At 55.9% G+C, this 15,100-nt stretch carries 12 protein-coding genes; 7 read left to right on the plus strand and 5 right to left on the minus strand.

Features of this window, described 5'->3' with window-relative positions; all coding sequences use genetic code 11:
• Positions 1-87 precede the first annotated feature (87 nt).
• Entirely contained in the window at positions 88-924 is an 837-nt protein-coding gene (locus GH784_RS04125) for a helix-turn-helix domain-containing protein (protein WP_065705725.1), read from the plus strand.
• 172 nt (positions 925-1,096) lie between these two features.
• On the opposite strand, the gene GH784_RS04130 is transcribed toward GH784_RS04125, so the two are convergent.
• Genes GH784_RS04130 through GH784_RS04145 form a run of 4 tightly spaced genes read right to left on the minus strand, consistent with a single transcriptional unit; the run spans position 1,097 to position 6,404 of the window.
• A complete protein-coding gene (locus GH784_RS04130; protein ID WP_153793214.1) occupies positions 1,097-2,707 on the minus strand; it encodes an ABC transporter ATP-binding protein in 1,611 nt (536 codons plus the stop codon).
• A 1-nt stretch (position 2,708) separates the two neighbouring features.
• Complete coding sequence (locus tag GH784_RS04135; protein WP_003518322.1) at positions 2,709-3,839, minus strand: ABC transporter permease; 1,131 nt, start codon at positions 3,837-3,839, stop codon at positions 2,709-2,711.
• Positions 3,832-4,755: an oligopeptide ABC transporter permease OppB gene (gene oppB / locus GH784_RS04140; protein WP_003518321.1), complete on the minus strand. Its 924-nt coding sequence runs from the start codon at positions 4,753-4,755 to the stop codon at positions 3,832-3,834. The genes GH784_RS04135 and oppB overlap by 8 nt, the downstream gene beginning before the upstream one ends.
• A gap of 53 nt (positions 4,756-4,808) precedes the next feature.
• The gene (locus tag GH784_RS04145; protein WP_065705729.1) at positions 4,809-6,404 is read right to left on the minus strand and encodes a peptide ABC transporter substrate-binding protein; all 1,596 of its coding nucleotides are present in this window, start codon (positions 6,402-6,404) and stop codon (positions 4,809-4,811) included.
• Between the two features lie 516 nt (positions 6,405-6,920).
• On the opposite strand from GH784_RS04145, the gene GH784_RS04150 reads away from it, so the two are divergent.
• The 5 genes from GH784_RS04150 (at position 6,921) to GH784_RS04170 (ending at position 13,131) form a co-directional block, all read left to right on the plus strand.
• Entirely contained in the window at positions 6,921-8,864 is a 1,944-nt protein-coding gene (locus tag GH784_RS04150; protein WP_025595143.1) for a methyl-accepting chemotaxis protein, read from the plus strand.
• Between the two features lie 308 nt (positions 8,865-9,172).
• Positions 9,173-9,853: a DUF2161 domain-containing phosphodiesterase gene (locus tag GH784_RS04155; protein WP_065658436.1), complete on the plus strand. Its 681-nt coding sequence runs from the start codon at positions 9,173-9,175 to the stop codon at positions 9,851-9,853.
• Positions 9,854-10,011: 158 nt separating this feature from the next.
• The gene (locus GH784_RS04160; RefSeq protein WP_065705731.1) at positions 10,012-11,964 is read left to right on the plus strand and encodes a putative bifunctional diguanylate cyclase/phosphodiesterase; all 1,953 of its coding nucleotides are present in this window, start codon (positions 10,012-10,014) and stop codon (positions 11,962-11,964) included.
• A 607-nt stretch (positions 11,965-12,571) separates the two neighbouring features.
• Complete coding sequence (locus GH784_RS04165; protein ID WP_065705733.1) at positions 12,572-12,865, plus strand: hypothetical protein; 294 nt, start codon at positions 12,572-12,574, stop codon at positions 12,863-12,865.
• Positions 12,862-13,131: a DUF1488 family protein gene (locus GH784_RS04170; protein ID WP_003518274.1), complete on the plus strand. Its 270-nt coding sequence runs from the start codon at positions 12,862-12,864 to the stop codon at positions 13,129-13,131. Before GH784_RS04165 ends, GH784_RS04170 begins: the two co-directional genes overlap by 4 nt.
• A 111-nt stretch (positions 13,132-13,242) precedes the next feature.
• Here GH784_RS04170 and GH784_RS04175 read toward each other — a convergent pair whose 3' ends face one another.
• Positions 13,243-13,530 (minus strand): hypothetical protein, encoded by a 288-nt coding sequence (locus GH784_RS04175; RefSeq protein WP_065705735.1) that lies wholly within the window; start codon positions 13,528-13,530, stop codon positions 13,243-13,245.
• 527 nt (positions 13,531-14,057) lie between these two features.
• On the opposite strand from GH784_RS04175, the gene GH784_RS04180 reads away from it, so the two are divergent.
• Positions 14,058-15,083: a LacI family DNA-binding transcriptional regulator gene (locus tag GH784_RS04180; protein WP_065705737.1), complete on the plus strand. Its 1,026-nt coding sequence runs from the start codon at positions 14,058-14,060 to the stop codon at positions 15,081-15,083.
• Positions 15,084-15,100 lie beyond the last annotated feature (17 nt).

Here is a 15,100-nt window from a genome sequence, read left to right on the forward strand (position 1 = left end):
CAGCCACAACGGGTTTATGGTGACCAACTGTTGATTTTGATAATAGTTTAAGCATTATGGTGATAATTATAAACAAACGGGTGAATTATGGACAAACGCGCGCTCGCAGAATTGTTTCGTGCCCGCCTGATCCAGCTGGTGAACAGGTCAGAAAACAGCCAGGCGTCTTTTGCCGCCGCCATTGGCATTGATCGATCAGCACTTTCGCAATTGCTTTCCGGTGATTCGGCGCGGCTTCCGCGTGTGGAGACGCTGCTGAATATCGCCGAGCGACATTCCGTCTCGCTCGACTGGCTACTCGGTCTTTCCCATGATCAGGGGTTGATGGGGGAATTGCGGCCAAGTTTCGAGATCGAGGAGGGCGGTGCTGATTATACGGATACGCTGTTGATGAAGTGGCATGCGGAAGCTGCAGGCACCAAAATCCGTTATGTTCCGGCACGCATTCCCGATCTGCTTCGCACACCCGAGATCATCGCTTTCGAGGCCATGGGCGCGCATCAGAGTGTGATGGCGCAGGCCAGCGAAACGGCGTTTCGACTCGATTATAATCGCCAGCCTGGTACCGACATGGAAGTTTGCATGCCGCTCGAAACGCTGGAAGCTTTTGCGCAGGGGCGCGGTATGTGGAGCGGTTTGGACCGCGAGACACGTGCCGAACAACTCAAACATATGTCGGGACTTATCAGCGAGCTATACCCATCATTCCGGCTGTTTCTGTTCAATGAAAAAGAACGCTTTTCCGTGCCCTATACGATCTTCGGTTCGCAACGGGCAGCACTTTTCGTCGGCGCCATGTATCTTGTGCTCAACAACGCTGAAGCCATCCGTAAGATGCAACGTCACTTCGACGAGCTGATACGTTTTACCCGCATTCATGCCCATGAAACCGCGGATTTTGTGATGAATTTGGAAGTCGCTTAGTCCTGTGACGGGTACCAGCTTTCGCACATCATCGAACCTGCTTGCTACGTGGCGATATGGTCGGGATTGAACAGGAGAGGAAGGCCGCCATGGCCGCGAAATAACGACCTCCTCCACAAACCGGATCTTTTGTAACGGCGCCAGAAAAGGCCCGGCAGTGCCGGGCTGTAATCTATGATGTTACTTCGGCCGAAAACGCGGATTTGATCAGTGTTTTGGTATATTCAGCCGCCGGCCGCTCGAATATCGCGTCCGTTTCTCCCTCTTCGACAATCTTCCCGTTTCTCATCACGATGACATAATCCGAAATGGCTTTGATGACAGAGAGGTCGTGGCTGATGAAGATGTAGGAAAGGTTGTGCGTTTTCTGCAAATTACGCAAGAGGTCGATGACTTGTCCTTGAATGGATCGGTCCAGCGCAGATGTAGGTTCATCGAGAATGACGACATCTGGTTTGAGGATGATCCCGCGGGCAATTGCGATACGCTGACGTTGCCCGCCTGAAAACTCGTGCGGGTAGCGGTTGCGGGCGGCGGGATCGAGGCCGACTTCTTTCAGCGCTTCTATCGCTCGCTCGTCGCGCTGCGCGCGGCTGAGCTGTGGGTCGTGCACAAAGAGACCCTCAGTGATGATCTCTCCAACAGTCTGCCTTGGAGAAAGAGATCCATACGGATCCTGGAACACAAGCTGCAGCTGCCGCCGCAATGGCCTCATTGCCGTTCGGCCAAGTCCGGTGATTTCCGTCTTGCCGAAGAAAATGCGGCCCTCTGCAGTGACAAGGCGCAGAAGCGCGCGACCGAGCGTGGACTTGCCTGATCCGGATTCACCGACGATGCCGATCGTCTGCCCTTGATGAAGGCTGACATTAACGCTGTCCACGGCCCTGAAAGCCCGTGACTTCGAAAGGAAGCCGCCCGGGATCACATAATCGATCGTGACGTTCTGGCCAGAAAGAACGACCGGCGCTTCTTTGCCGACCGGCGGCTTGTGGCCGCTGGGTTCGGCATCGAGAAGCATCCTCGTATAGTCCGCCTGCGGGCGCTCGAAGATCTCTTCCGTCGGACCGGTTTCAACGATCTCGCCTCGGCGCATAACCGCAACACGATCGGCAAAATGCCTGACGACACCGAGATCGTGCGTTATCAGCACCACTGCCATGCCGAAGCGCTGCTGCAACGACTTCAGAAGATCGAGGATCTGCGCCTGGATTGTCACGTCGAGCGCGGTGGTTGGCTCATCCGCGATCAGAATATCCGGCTCGTTTGCCAGCGCCATGGCGATCATGACGCGTTGGCGCTGGCCGCCGGAAAGCTCATGCGGGTAGCTGTCGATGCGCCGCTCCGGGTCCGGAATACCGACAAGTTTCAGAAGTTCGAGAACGCGTGCCCTCGCTTCCTTCTTGCCGCCGCCCCGGTGATGGACGATTGGCTCGGCGATCTGCGCGCCGATCCTGTAAAGCGGATCGAGCGAGGTCATCGGCTCCTGGAAAATCATTGTGATTTTCGCGCCGCGGATTTTGTTCAGCTCGTTGACCGGCAAGCCTACCAACTCGCGTCCACGATATTGCGCCGAGCCTTGAATGACGCCGTTGGAAGCCAAGAGGCCCATGATGCCCATCATGGTCTGGCTTTTGCCGGAGCCGGATTCCCCGACGACAGCGAGCGTTTCACCCTGCTTTACGTGGAGATCGACACCTTTGACGGCCTTGACGGTGCCGTCTGGCGTGGCGAAATCGACCTTGAGATTGCGGACGGTGAGAATGTTTTCAGATGTCGTATTCATGTCAACGATCCTTGGGATCGAGTGCATCACGCAATCCGTCGCCTACGAAGTTTAGCGAAAAAAGCGTCAGCACGAAGAAGATTGCCGGGAATATCAGCAGCCACGGGGCCGACTGAATATTGTTGGCGCCTTCGGAAATGAGCGCACCCCAGCTCGTGAGTGGTGCCTGAACACCAAGCCCCAGGAAGGAGAGAAAGCTTTCAAGAAGTATGACCTTCGGGACAACGACCGTCACGAACACGACCACGGGACCGATGGTGTTGGGGATGATGTGACGGCGGATGATCTGCCAGTCGCTCAAACCCAAGGCCTGAGCTGCCGCCACAAATTCCCGCCGTTTCAAGGCAAGCGTCTGGCCACGCACGATACGCGCCATATCCAGCCACTCCACTGCGCCAATGACAAGGAAGATCAGGATGAAGCTACGCCCGAAGAAAACCACGAGAACCACGACCAGGAAGACGAAGGGCAGCGAATAGAGGATCTCGACGAAACGCATCATTACATTGTCGACGCGCCCGCCGATGTAACCCGCCGTAGCGCCGTAAAGCACGCCGATGCCGAGCGAAACCAGGCTGGCGAGAACGCCGACGGCAATGGAGATCTGGCCGCCCAGCATTACGCGAGCCAGCATGTCGCGACCGTTTGAATCTGTGCCGAAGAAGAAGTATTCGCGATTGACATCGCCTTCCAACTTCAGCGTTCGACCATCATCTTCCGTAGCAACGACTTTCGTGTTTTCGAATTCGTTGGCGCGGTCGAAATAACGTGTCGTGCGCGGGTCAATCGGGCTGCTGGAGGTAACCGTTGCCGTGAAGGTCTGCCCTTCGACGGCAAACTCCTTCAGTTCGACGCGCGCACGGCCTGCCACACCTTCCATGACGCTCTGGAGGTTGTTCACGTCCGGGCGCGGCTCGAGGCTTGGCGCGACGGAGACGTAGGACGAAAACACCTGATCATAGGTGTGTGAAAGGAAATGTGGGCCGATAAATGAGAAAAGTGTGATCAGCACAAGCATGATGGAGCCAGCCATGGCGGCCTTGTTTCGTCTGAAACGCAGGGCTGCAAGCTGGAACAGGCTTCGGCTTTTCACCGATGGCTGAGGGGCGATATTGCCGGAGATATCAGTCATGTCTGACCCTCGGATCGAGCAGGCCGTAGAGAATATCGACCACGAGATTGAACAGGATGACGAAAATGGCGATGAGAACGACCGTTCCCATGACCAGCGTGTAGTCACGATTGATGGCGCCAAGAACGAAGTAGCGGCCGACACCGGGAATGGTGAAGATCGTCTCGATGACCGCCGAGCCCGTCAGCAGCGCTGCAGCGCAAGGCGCAAGATATGAAACGACCGGCAGCATCGCCGCGCGCATGGCGTGAATCACCACGACGCTGCGAGCCGGAAGGCCATAGGCCCTGGCGGTGCGGATATGGTCCATGCGCAGAGCCTCGATCATTGCACCGCGCGTCAGACGCGCGATGACCGCAAGCTGCGGCAAGGCGAGCGCGATCATCGGAAGAATGAGATAGCGTAGCGACCCATCACCCCAGCTACCTGCGGGCAGAAGCCCCAGCAAGACGGCGAAGATAAGCGTGAGGACAGGTGCGACGACGAAGTTCGGCACGGTGATGCCGATGGTCGAGATGGACATGATGGAGAAATCGAAGGTGCTATTCTGCCTGAGTGCGGCAAAGGTGCCGGCAAGAATGCCGCCGACCAACGCCAGCAAAAGAGCATAGCAACCGAGCTCCAGCGAATAGGGCAGGCCTTTGCCGATCAACTGGGCGACGGTGTTGTCCTTGTAGATGTAGCTCGGACCGAAATCGCCGGTGGCGGCGTTGCCGAGATAGATGAGATACTGGCGCCACAATGGCTCATCCAGATGATAGGTTCTCATCAGGTTTTCCATGGTTTGCGGGGGCAGGGGCCGCTCGAGGTTGAACGGACCGCCCGGTGCGAAACGCATCAGGAAAAACGAAATCGTGACGACGATGAACAATGTCGGCACGGCGCTCGCCAAACGGCGCAGGATAAATGAAATCATGATTTTCAGGCTCCGACATGGCACGGTGGTTTCGGCCACCGTGCCAGCACTGCTTATTCGGAAACGCTCAGGAAGCGGCTGAGGTGTTCGTTAGCAGCATTGTCTTCCCAACCCTTCACGCGGTTGGAAACCAGCCACAGGTCCGCCTGTGTGAGAAGCGGAGCAACCGGCTGTTCCTTCATGAGGATGGTTTCTGCCTCGTGCAACAGTTTGGAGCGCGCAGCAGAATCCTTTTCGTCATAGGACTTCTGCATCAGCGCATCATATTCGGCATTATTGAACTTCGAGTAGTTGAAGGTCTTGTTGGAGGATACCGAAAGGGCGAGGAAGTTTTCCGCATCCGCATAGTCGGCAACCCAGCCTGCACGCGCAACGTTGTACTTGCCGCCTTCCTGCAGGTAGCCGTAATGCGAGGCGACGTCGAGGTTCACCAGTGACACTTTGGCGCCAAAGGTATTTTTCCACATGTCCGCAATAGCGGTGGCGACGCGCTCATGGTTCGGGTTGGTGTTGTAGCGAATTTCGACGGAAAGCGGCTTGCCGCCCTCGCCGTAACCGGCTTCCTTCATGAGTTTGGCGGCTTCGTCTTCACGATCGAGTTGCGACAGCGTCGCAAACTCTGCTTTCGCAGGCTCACCGTAGGAGTCCATGCCCGGAGGAACCATGGAGTAGGCGGGAACCTGCGAACCGCTGTAGATTTCCTTGGCGAGAAAATCGCGGTCGACTGCCATGGACAGGGCTTGACGGACGCGGACATCGTTATACGGCGCTTCACGCGTGTCGAAGGTATAGTAATAGGTCGCAAGCGTCGGCGAAACGTGAACCTGTTCGCCATAGGCCTTGCGCAGACGGTCGATCTGGTCCGCGGAAAAGTTGTAGGCGAGGTCCATTTCCTTGGCTTCGAAACGACGAACGGATGCGGCCTGGTCGTCGATCGGGTAGAAGATGACCTTATCGATCTTGGTGTTCGATGCGTCCCAGAAGTTGGTGTTCTTGACCACCGTCAAGCTGTCATTGGGAACATGCGCTTCAAGCTTGTAAGCACCGTTCGAGACCATGACGCCCGGCTTTACGAAGTTGGTTCCGTTCTTGTCAAAGCTTGCCTTCGAGATCGGCAGAGCTGTCTGGTGGGCAAGGAGTTCAAGGAAGAACGGTGTTGAGCGCTCGAGTGTGATCTCAAGGGTCTTGTCATCCACGGCCTTGACGCCAAGCTGGTCAACCGAAGTTTCGCCCTTGTTTATTTTCTCGGCGTTCTTGATCGGATAAAGAATATTCGCATATTTTGCTGCGGTCTTCGGGTCTTCGACGCGCTGATAGGAGAAAACAAAATCTCCAGCCGTTACCGGAGTGCCATCCGACCACTTCGCATCTGCACGCAGTTTGAACGTATAGACGGTGCCATCCTCAGACAGCGTCCAGCTTTCCGCCGTACCGGGAACGATCTTGCCGGCAGCATCGTAAATGGTGAGACCTTCATAAAGGTCTTTGAGGATAAAGGCTTCGATATTGATCGAGGTCTGTGCCTGATCGAGCGTCTGAGGCTCCCCGGAATTGCCGCGGTGAAGAACTGTTTCTGCAAGTGCGGAACTTGCGCCAATCAGAAGCGATCCTACCAGCAGCGTGGCGCGAGTTGTTGTTTTTATCGACATAATTTCCCTCCCGTGAAGAGTGTGAGTCTACAAACAAGGCCAAATTGCTCCGAAGGGCAACCACAATAAATTGTGAGTTTATGCATACACCGTGACTGCTGATCGAACAGAATAAGGGCAAAGCCATGGCCCGCACGCTGGACATTGCCTCGCGTGACGCGACCTCCGGACGGTTAAATCGATGCGGGAAGCCGTCGGCCCCATCGATATCCTCGTGAAAATACCGATGCCGCCAAAAGCCCGAGTAAGTTTACGGCATCACACATGTCATCGTTTGCATATGCCGGGTAACACTTCATTTAGTAATTTTGTGAAATCTAAAATACGCAGGTTCCAAAGTTTCATCGGCGGGGCTGGTAGAACGAGTGGATCCAACGCGCCCAGCCTTTGGCGGCCCGGAGCGGATATCCGCTTGTCGCCCTATGAGGAGGGGCACAGCTACCCGCGATGTTCCGTTGTTTGTTTCTCTGGCTTCCTGCGCGGACAGCTGGAGGAGCGCTTGCCCTGAGGCTATTCATGTCTTTCCTGAAGAATACCAAAATAAAAACAAAGGTCTTATTCGTCATATCAGTGATGAGTTTGATGTCGCTTTCCGGAATCAGCTACGTCAGCTTGCAGTATAAAAATACCGACAATGTTTACAGCGATTTCATCGCCAATGAGGCGCTTGCTGCGGTGCTGAACGCCCGAACCAGCGGCAATCTCAATGCACTCGGCATGCAGATGCTTCGCGCCAGCCTCAATGACTCGACCAGCAGTGATTTCGAGGCCGCTGTCAAAACATTCAAGGCCGACCGGAAGCAACTGGAAGAACGGCAGAATAAAATCATGCAGCTGGTGCCGGCCCGGACGGATGCCGCTCGTGATATCCTCAAGGGCGTTGCCGAGGTTGAGGAAATCGGCAATCAGGTCATCGCTCTCATGCAGGCGGGAAAAAATGCTGAAGCTCAGCAGATGGCGCTTAACGTCCTTCGAAAAATAACTGAAGTCTCACCGAAAATCAGTGCGGGCAACGAGCAACTGATCCAGGTGATGAACGATGGGAGAGAGCGCCTCACGGCCAGCACCAACACGACAATCTGGACAGCTCTGGTCAGCATAGCACTTGTTTCCCTGGCATTGATCGCGCTCGGACTGCTTATTTCTTCGCGTGGCATTACCACTCCGATTGCGCGGCTTCGCGAGCGGATGGGGTCGTTGGCGGCAGGCGATACAGCCAGCGAAATCGAAGGTATGGACCGCAAGGATGAAGTCGGCCAGATGGCCGCTGCTGTTCAGGCATTTCGCGAGAACGCCATCGAGCGCCTCCGGCTTGAGAATGAAACGGAAAACCATCGGTCATCTTCAGAGCAGGACCGGATAGAGCGCGAGAAACAGAAGGCAAAAGAAGCTGCCGACGTGCAATTCGCCGTCGACAACCTTGCTGCTGCCCTTTCGAAGATCGCTCAGGGCGACGTTACTTACCGGATCGCTCAGCCGTTTGTGTCCAGCCTTGACGGTATTCGCGGCGACTTCAACAGGGCAGCGGAACAGCTGCAATCGACTCTGAACCAGGTGGCGCAGAACGCGCGCGGCATCGACTCCGGCGCGAACGAGATCAGGGCCGCAGCCGACGATCTGGCCAAGCGTACGGAACAGCAGGCAGCGGCCGTCGAGGAGACTGCTGCTGCACTGGAAGAGATCACCACGACGGTGAAAGACTCGACCAAACGGGCGCAAGAAGCGGGCCATTTTGTCAGTCGCGCAAAAGTCGGTGCGGAACAGTCGGGAGAAGTGGTGCAGAAAGCTGTCACCGCAATGGAGCAAATTGCTGCATCCGCTGATGAGATTTCCAACATTATCGGCGTGATCGACGAGATTGCTTTCCAGACCAACCTTCTGGCGCTGAATGCAGGCGTGGAAGCTGCCCGTGCCGGTGAGGCGGGCAAGGGATTTGCGGTTGTTGCCCAAGAGGTTCGCGAACTGGCCCAGCGTTCCGCCGGTGCCGCCAAGGAGATCAAGAATCTCATTACGACATCGAACAGTCAGGTTCAGCAGGGTGTGCAACTGGTTGGCGAAACGGGCAAGGCACTCGAACTCATCGTCACGGAAGTACAGGAAATCAACCGTCACGTGATGGCGATCGCGGAATCGGCACAGGAGCAATCCTCTGGTCTCCAGCAGATCAATACGGCTGTGAACCAGATGGACCAGGACACCCAGAAGAACGCTGCCATGGTGGAAGAAAGCACGGCGGCAAGCCACGGGCTTGCACGCGAGGCTTCGTCGCTCAACCAACTGCTCGCTCGGTTCAAGTTGTCAGAAGGTGGTTATAGCGACATCTCCGCACCGGTTCGCGCAGCCTCGTCCGCCGACAGGCCTGCAGTTTCTCCTGCGCGTGCACTCGGCGGAAAGATTAAAGCTGCGTTCTCCGGCAATGCTGCCCTGAGCACATCGCCGGACAACTGGGAAGAGTTTTGATAAATGCGCGTCTTTCACGCCTGACGTCTGATGAGAGACTGAAAGCATTGTTTTAAACACTTGCACCGGCGATTGGACTCTGATCGCCGGTGTCTTGCCGATCGCACAACGAATCCGTGACGATTTTTGATCGTATCTCCCCCAAAAAGGCTTCGCTCTGGGGAGAAGTGTCAGTTGATCATTCCGGTACTATTGGCGATTGCCCGCATCACCGACAACTTGCAGCCGTATTGGTGGTTATAGCGGTTGTTCTGCGCAGGCGGATCGATATATCTAGGGCCTGGTTCATCACTTTAATCTGCGGGTACATGGAAACTTCGCTTTATCTGCCCGTCAAAAGTTTCCTCGAGGAAGCGGGCTACACTGTCAAAGGCGAGGTTGGCAGTTGCGACCTCGTGGGCTTGAGCGATAACGATCCGCCTGTTGTCGTCATCTGCGAGCTGAAACTGAGCTTCAATCTGGAGCTTATTTTGCAGGCGGTTGATCGCGCGGCTATGGCAGACGAGGTCTGGATTGCGGCACGGGTCTCAGCCAAGGGCAAGGGCCGCGAGGCTGACAAACGTTACCGCGACCTTTGCCGCAGGCTCGGGATCGGCATGCTCGGCATTTCCGATGTTGGCGACGTCAGCGTCATCGTCAGTTCCATATCACCGATGCCGCGAACCAACCCAAAACGGCGTTCGCGATTGATACGTGAACACAAGAGGCGACGCGGAGATCCGGCGGTGGGTGGAAGCACTCGCGCACCAATCATGACCGCGTACCGCCAACAGGCACTCGGCTGCGCTTTGGCGTTGGCATCAGGGCCGCTGCGCGTGCGTCAGGTCAGATCCGGCATACCAGATGCCGGAAAGATCTTGCTTGCAAACGTCTATGGCTGGTTTGAACGTCTGGATAGAGGCGTCTATGGCTTGACCCCTGCCGGACAGGAGGCGCTACAGCGATGGCCGCAACAAGAAACGCCGGCAACGATCGTCGTACCCAGCTGATTTCTATTCAGCAATAGAGCTTATTTGCGCAGATTATGTAAAAACATGACTGCACACCTTGGAGTTGATTTCATTTCCTCTTGATTTACCTTGTGTATTTCCGATGATGTAATACGGACTTGATAAATAACCGACTCTGTACTCGATGAGTCGTGCAAATGAACATACTTAGCGCCAAACAGAAATTGCTGTATTTTATGTCTGTCCGGTCCGACAATCCGGACCTGCTGAAAGCACAATATCGCGCTTTCACCCGGCAGATGCCGATGATGTATTTGATACTGATTTCAAGTACATGGGCGCTGGCCACTACACATCTGCAACTGGCGCCGTTTTGGCTCACCATTGGAATTCCCGCTTTTTTCACACTCGGCTGCACCGTCAGGGTTGCATTCTGGTGGAGAACCCGCGGTATCGATCCCCCGCCGAAGGTGGCCCATGCAGCGCTTCAGCGCACAAATCGCCTGGCAGCCGGTATCGCCATTATATTCACGCTCTGGTCTTTTTTGCTGGTGCCTTATGGGGACGCCTATACGCAGTCCCATGTCGCCTTCTACATGGCGATTACCGTTATCTCCTGCATCTTCTGTCTGATGTATGTGCGTTCGGCGGCGTTCATGGTCACGGCCATCGTCAACGGCGCCTTCATCATCTTCTTTTTGGCCTCAAGGCAACCGACATTCATCGCCATTGCCATCAATGTCCTTCTGGTCTGCGCTGGCATGATGTCCATCCTGTTGACCAACTACCGCAATTTCGAGCGCATGATTGTTTCGCAGCAGCGCACGGAAGCGCTGAACAATGAGAACCTGCTGCTTGCCAATATCGACAGCCTGACGGAACTGCCCAACCGCCGCGCCTTTTTCGCCCATCTGGAAGCCGAAATCGAAAAAGCAAGGGTGGCGGGAACGCGACTGGCGCTTGGCGTTATCGATCTTGATGGGTTCAAGCCGGTCAACGACCTTTACGGCCATTCCGTGGGCGACAGGCTGCTCGTCAACGTTAGCAAACGTCTCACCGAAACTCTGACGACCAGCAAGGCATTCCGCCTTGGGGGAGATGAGTTTGCGATCGTTGCCCCAATCATACCCGATGATGCGCAACTCGTCGTAAATGCGAACGTGATCTCGGAACGGTTGAGGGCGCCCTATCATCTGCCCGAGGGAACGGTGCATGTCGCTGCTTCCATGGGGATAGCCGTATTTCCGTGCCTCGCTTTGAGGCTTGAGCAACTTTTCGACCGTGCGGACTATGCGTTGTATCACGCCAAGAAAACCCGGCGCGGCGATGCCGTCCTCTTCGATGCGGAGCACGAAAAGCAGATCAATATCGAAGCCCGTATCGAACATCTTCTCAAGCAGAAAGAGATAGAAAACGAGCTTTCAGTCGTGTTCCAACCGATCGTCGACATACGCGATGGAAGAGCTGCGGGCTTTGAAGCACTGGCGCGCTGGCACAGCCCGGTCCTTGGGCATGTCCCGCCTGCCCAGTTCTTCGCCATTGCCGAGCGGGCCGGTATCGTCAGCTCGCTGACACGGCCTCTTCTTCGAGCCGCTCTCGTTTCCGCATCGGCATGGGAGCCATCCCTTAGACTGTCCTTCAACCTCTCCGCCCATGACCTCAATTCCTGCGAAGGCGTGCTGTCATTGATCGGCATCATCGAAAACAGCGGCTTCGACGCAACACGTATTGACCTAGAAATTACCGAAACGGCCTTTGCGCATGATTTCGAACAGGTCAGGCAGTCGGTCGAAATGCTGCGGCGGCTCGGTTGCGGCATTTCGCTTGATGATTTCGGCACCGGTTATTCCAGCCTGACACGGCTGCACGCTCTGCCCCTCACCAAGATCAAGATTGACCGCAGCTTCGTCACGGATCTGCACGAAAAGCCAGCCAGCTACAAAATCGTGAAATCGCTGCTCACGCTCAGCCGCGACATGGGGCTGGAATGCGTGGTGGAAGGGGTCGAAACACGGGAGGAACTCGCGGCCCTTGAAGGTCTCGGTGCTACGCTGGTGCAGGGTTATATCTATGCGGCGCCACTACGAGAACAGGATGTCCGTGAGTTTCTTTCCGGACAGGAAAAAAAGCGCATGATCCTGTCAGCCTGAAGTGGCCTGGGTTTTTCGGGCCCGATTTTCCGGCTGCGATGCCTGCCTGCTGATGTTGATCCGGGGAAGGACAGGAAAACAGGGCTCGGCTACTTCTATCGTGGCGTAGAAATGCGTGCTTTGAATAGACGTGTTTGCTTTGTCTGCCCGGCAGGTTTTAGCGTCCGCCTTGTTTTCCGCGCAATCCTGGCGCAGTATAAGCTTCGTTGTGCTGGCAGCACGGCTCCCCGGTGTCAGAGAGGCACCGCCTCTTCTTCGTTGTCCTTTAGTGAATGTTTGCGCTGACGGTGCCGTATTTCTTTGCGGTAATCACCGAGATGTCACCTGTTGCGTCACGAGCATGCAGGTTGACGGGCGCTTACGCTGCCATCAGTTGCACAACGCAGACCATCTGCATTTCTCCAGTGCCATTTCATGGCATCTGGTCGTTTCGCTCCTGGATTTTCTTGGTACCACCCGGACACGACAACGCATCTAGTCCTTAGGGATGTCTGGCTCAAGCACCACCCCGATCGATAGGGACTTTCGACCGAGAGACAGGAACGCAGCAGTTGCAATGTAGAATAAAACCAGCTCCACGCGGATCAAAGCCGCGCTGAAGCCTCGGATGAAAGGCAAGACCATGAATAGTTATAACGACCAAAGACGCCAGGCGCTCAGGATCGAAGTTTGGGAGAACGAAGGCGGGACTTCCGTCGCCGATACGCTTGACTACCAATATGGAAGAAGGATCGAGAGGGATCAAACCTGGACCATATATCATGTATTCACCGGTGTGCCGGTACGGGTGGGTGGCCGCAGGCTGACTGAACTCAGCATATCGGAAGCAACCGATGGTATGCTTTCACTCAATCGTCGTAACGTTTTGCGAAGGGAAGAACGCAGCAGGTGTGAAGCATGACACTGGCTTTCCCCAACTCGGCCCGCAGTTTTGACGATGTGCGTAAAGCTGTGCGGTTTTTCGGCCATGACGGCATGTTCGAAATCCGGTTTTTTGTCGAAGCCGCTGCACTCGCCAAGGGCGGCGTGCATGCAACGGGCATGTCGGAAGCCCAATGCCTTTCGTCTTTTGACGCAATGCGCACGCCGATCTACGAGGCTGCCAAGAAGGTGTATGCCAAGTACCGGCGCAATTTGAACGTCCTGACGCCTTCCGACTTCGGCTAGAGCACATCCTGTTTAAACAAAATTGTCTGACGTGCTCTCGCTATTTGTTTTTACGCATTTTCCGGGCTTAAAACTGCTACGCACTCTAGCAAATGCGCGACCATTGCGGGATCATGGAATGGCGCGCGGGCCGGCGTCTGCGGTTGCGACGTCGCGAGCCAATGCATCATCGATTTCAGTTGGTGACACCTGAAGGAACTGGCGGCGGTTCATGGCGACAGCGATTGCGGGAATCTCTAGATGGGTTCCCACGCGGCGGTACGCCGTGAAGCTGAGGCCCTCTATCAATTCCTCGTCTATGACCAGGCGATAAGTGCCCGCTCCCAAGGGTTCCGAAAGGGCCTGCAGACGGAACGGATGCGTGAATGTGATTTCGGTCTCTGTGGTTCTTTCGATCATGTCCAACACCGCTTTCCGTTGCGTTAAAACCTGCACAGTTACAGCCGGTTATCGCAACTACGCGCCGATCAGGATGTAAACGATCAGCGCCACACTTGCCGCAGACAAGACGTAGCCAGCCAGCGTTGCGAGATTCTGTTTTGTCGGTTGGTGGAATATGGAAGACATGGCGTCCTCCTTTGTCGGGGCCAGGGTATTCAACCCTTAAACAGCAGCGCCCGTACTATAGCTGCTGGAACAAACACAGTGGACCCGTTTCACTCGTTTAGCAATGAAACAATCCTGATAATCAGAGGTGCTGATCGAAGACACCTCTATGTGAAGGCGAGGAGCGCCGTCACTCGTCTCGCGATTGCCCTTCTCCGTCGGAAGGCCGCAAAAGTCTCCGATATGCCAAAATTCGAATGCCTCACCAAATGATCTTGACAGGGGGCAAGTTTTGGATTTCCTTGTAAACCGGTTTAGTAAATCGCTTTACAAGCCTATCAAGAGGCCAAAGGCCCACGGGAACAGGAACGGGAAGAATGATGGCGCCAAATCGTGCGACCAGTCTGAAGGATGTTGCCCGCACCGCGGGTGTTTCCGTCGCCACGGTGTCGCGGCTGCTCAACGGCTCGCTGGAATTGCCTGCGGACACGAAGGCCCGCATCGAAGACGCCATTCGCCAGCTCAACTATGTTCCTAACCCGCATGCCCGGCGTCTGAGCCGTGGGCGCTCCGATACGATCGGTCTCGTCGTTCCCGATATCGGCAACCCGTTCTTCGGCATGCTGGTTGCAGCAGTGGAAGAGGAGGCAGACAGACGCGGTCTTGCCGTATCGCTTTTCGCAACGTTGAACCGGCCGGGACGCGAACTGTCCTATCTGCGGCTTCTTGCCCGCAACCATGTCGACGGGCTGGTCTTCGTTACCAACCACCCCGATACGGACGAGCTTGCCGAGCTTATCAGCGCCACCGGCAAAGTCGTTGTGGTCGATGAAGACGTCAGTGGGGCATCCGTGCCGAAGCTGTTCTGTGACAATGAACAGGGCGGCCGCTTGGCCGGCGAACACCTTGCTGGATATGGCCACGAACGCGTGCTTTATGTCGGCGGCCCGGCAGAGATGCTCAGCACGCAGCGGCGTTTCCTTGGGTTGGAGGCAGCGTTGCGGACACATTGCGGCTCCGAGCCGTCGATCACGCGTTATTGCGGCGACTATACCGCGGAGTTCGGTCGCGAGGCGGCCTTGCGTTTTCTTTCCGAAGGCCGTCCCGCCACGGCAATTTTCGCCAGCTCCGACGAAATCGCCATCGGGATGATTGAAGTCTTGCGGGCGCAGGGTGTGCGCATTCCGCAGGACGTATCGATGATCGGCTTCGACGATGTCGGCCCGCTGCATCTGTTCGATCCGCCGCTTACCGCCATTCGCCAGCCGGTCAGGGCCATTGGCCAGCGCGCCCTGTCGTTGCTCGCCGAAACCAATTGGGAACAGGAAACTCCGGCCCATCCGGAAGAGCTGCTTCCCGTAGAAATCGTCGTGCGGAGCTCCGTTGCGCCGCCGTCGAAACAATAATTGCGACGGACAAAACC

Origin of the sequence: Agrobacterium tumefaciens (assembly GCF_009649785.1) — a bacterium.
Classification (GTDB): Bacteria; Pseudomonadota; Alphaproteobacteria; order Rhizobiales; family Rhizobiaceae; genus Agrobacterium; species Agrobacterium tumefaciens.

Bases quoted from the DNA above. Each gene is read 5' to 3' on its own strand.
- GH784_RS04135 (WP_003518322.1), bottom strand. From the start codon at position 3,839: ATGACTGATATCTCCGGCAATATCGCCCCTCAGCCATCGGTGAAAAGC.
- GH784_RS04180 (WP_065705737.1), top strand. From the start codon at position 14,058: ATGGCGCCAAATCGTGCGACCAGTCTGAAGGATGTTGCCCGCACCGCG.
- GH784_RS04150 (WP_025595143.1), top strand. From the start codon at position 6,921: ATGTCTTTCCTGAAGAATACCAAAATAAAAACAAAGGTCTTATTCGTC.
- GH784_RS04130 (WP_153793214.1), bottom strand. From the start codon at position 2,707: ATGAATACGACATCTGAAAACATTCTCACCGTCCGCAATCTCAAGGTC.
- GH784_RS04125 (WP_065705725.1), top strand. From the start codon at position 88: ATGGACAAACGCGCGCTCGCAGAATTGTTTCGTGCCCGCCTGATCCAG.
- GH784_RS04170 (WP_003518274.1), top strand. From the start codon at position 12,862: ATGACACTGGCTTTCCCCAACTCGGCCCGCAGTTTTGACGATGTGCGT.
- GH784_RS04160 (WP_065705731.1), top strand. From the start codon at position 10,012: ATGAACATACTTAGCGCCAAACAGAAATTGCTGTATTTTATGTCTGTC.
- GH784_RS04175 (WP_065705735.1), bottom strand. From the start codon at position 13,530: ATGATCGAAAGAACCACAGAGACCGAAATCACATTCACGCATCCGTTC.
- GH784_RS04155 (WP_065658436.1), top strand. From the start codon at position 9,173: ATGGAAACTTCGCTTTATCTGCCCGTCAAAAGTTTCCTCGAGGAAGCG.
- GH784_RS04145 (WP_065705729.1), bottom strand. From the start codon at position 6,404: ATGTCGATAAAAACAACAACTCGCGCCACGCTGCTGGTAGGATCGCTT.
- GH784_RS04165 (WP_065705733.1), top strand. From the start codon at position 12,572: ATGAAAGGCAAGACCATGAATAGTTATAACGACCAAAGACGCCAGGCG.
- oppB (WP_003518321.1), bottom strand. From the start codon at position 4,755: ATGATTTCATTTATCCTGCGCCGTTTGGCGAGCGCCGTGCCGACATTG.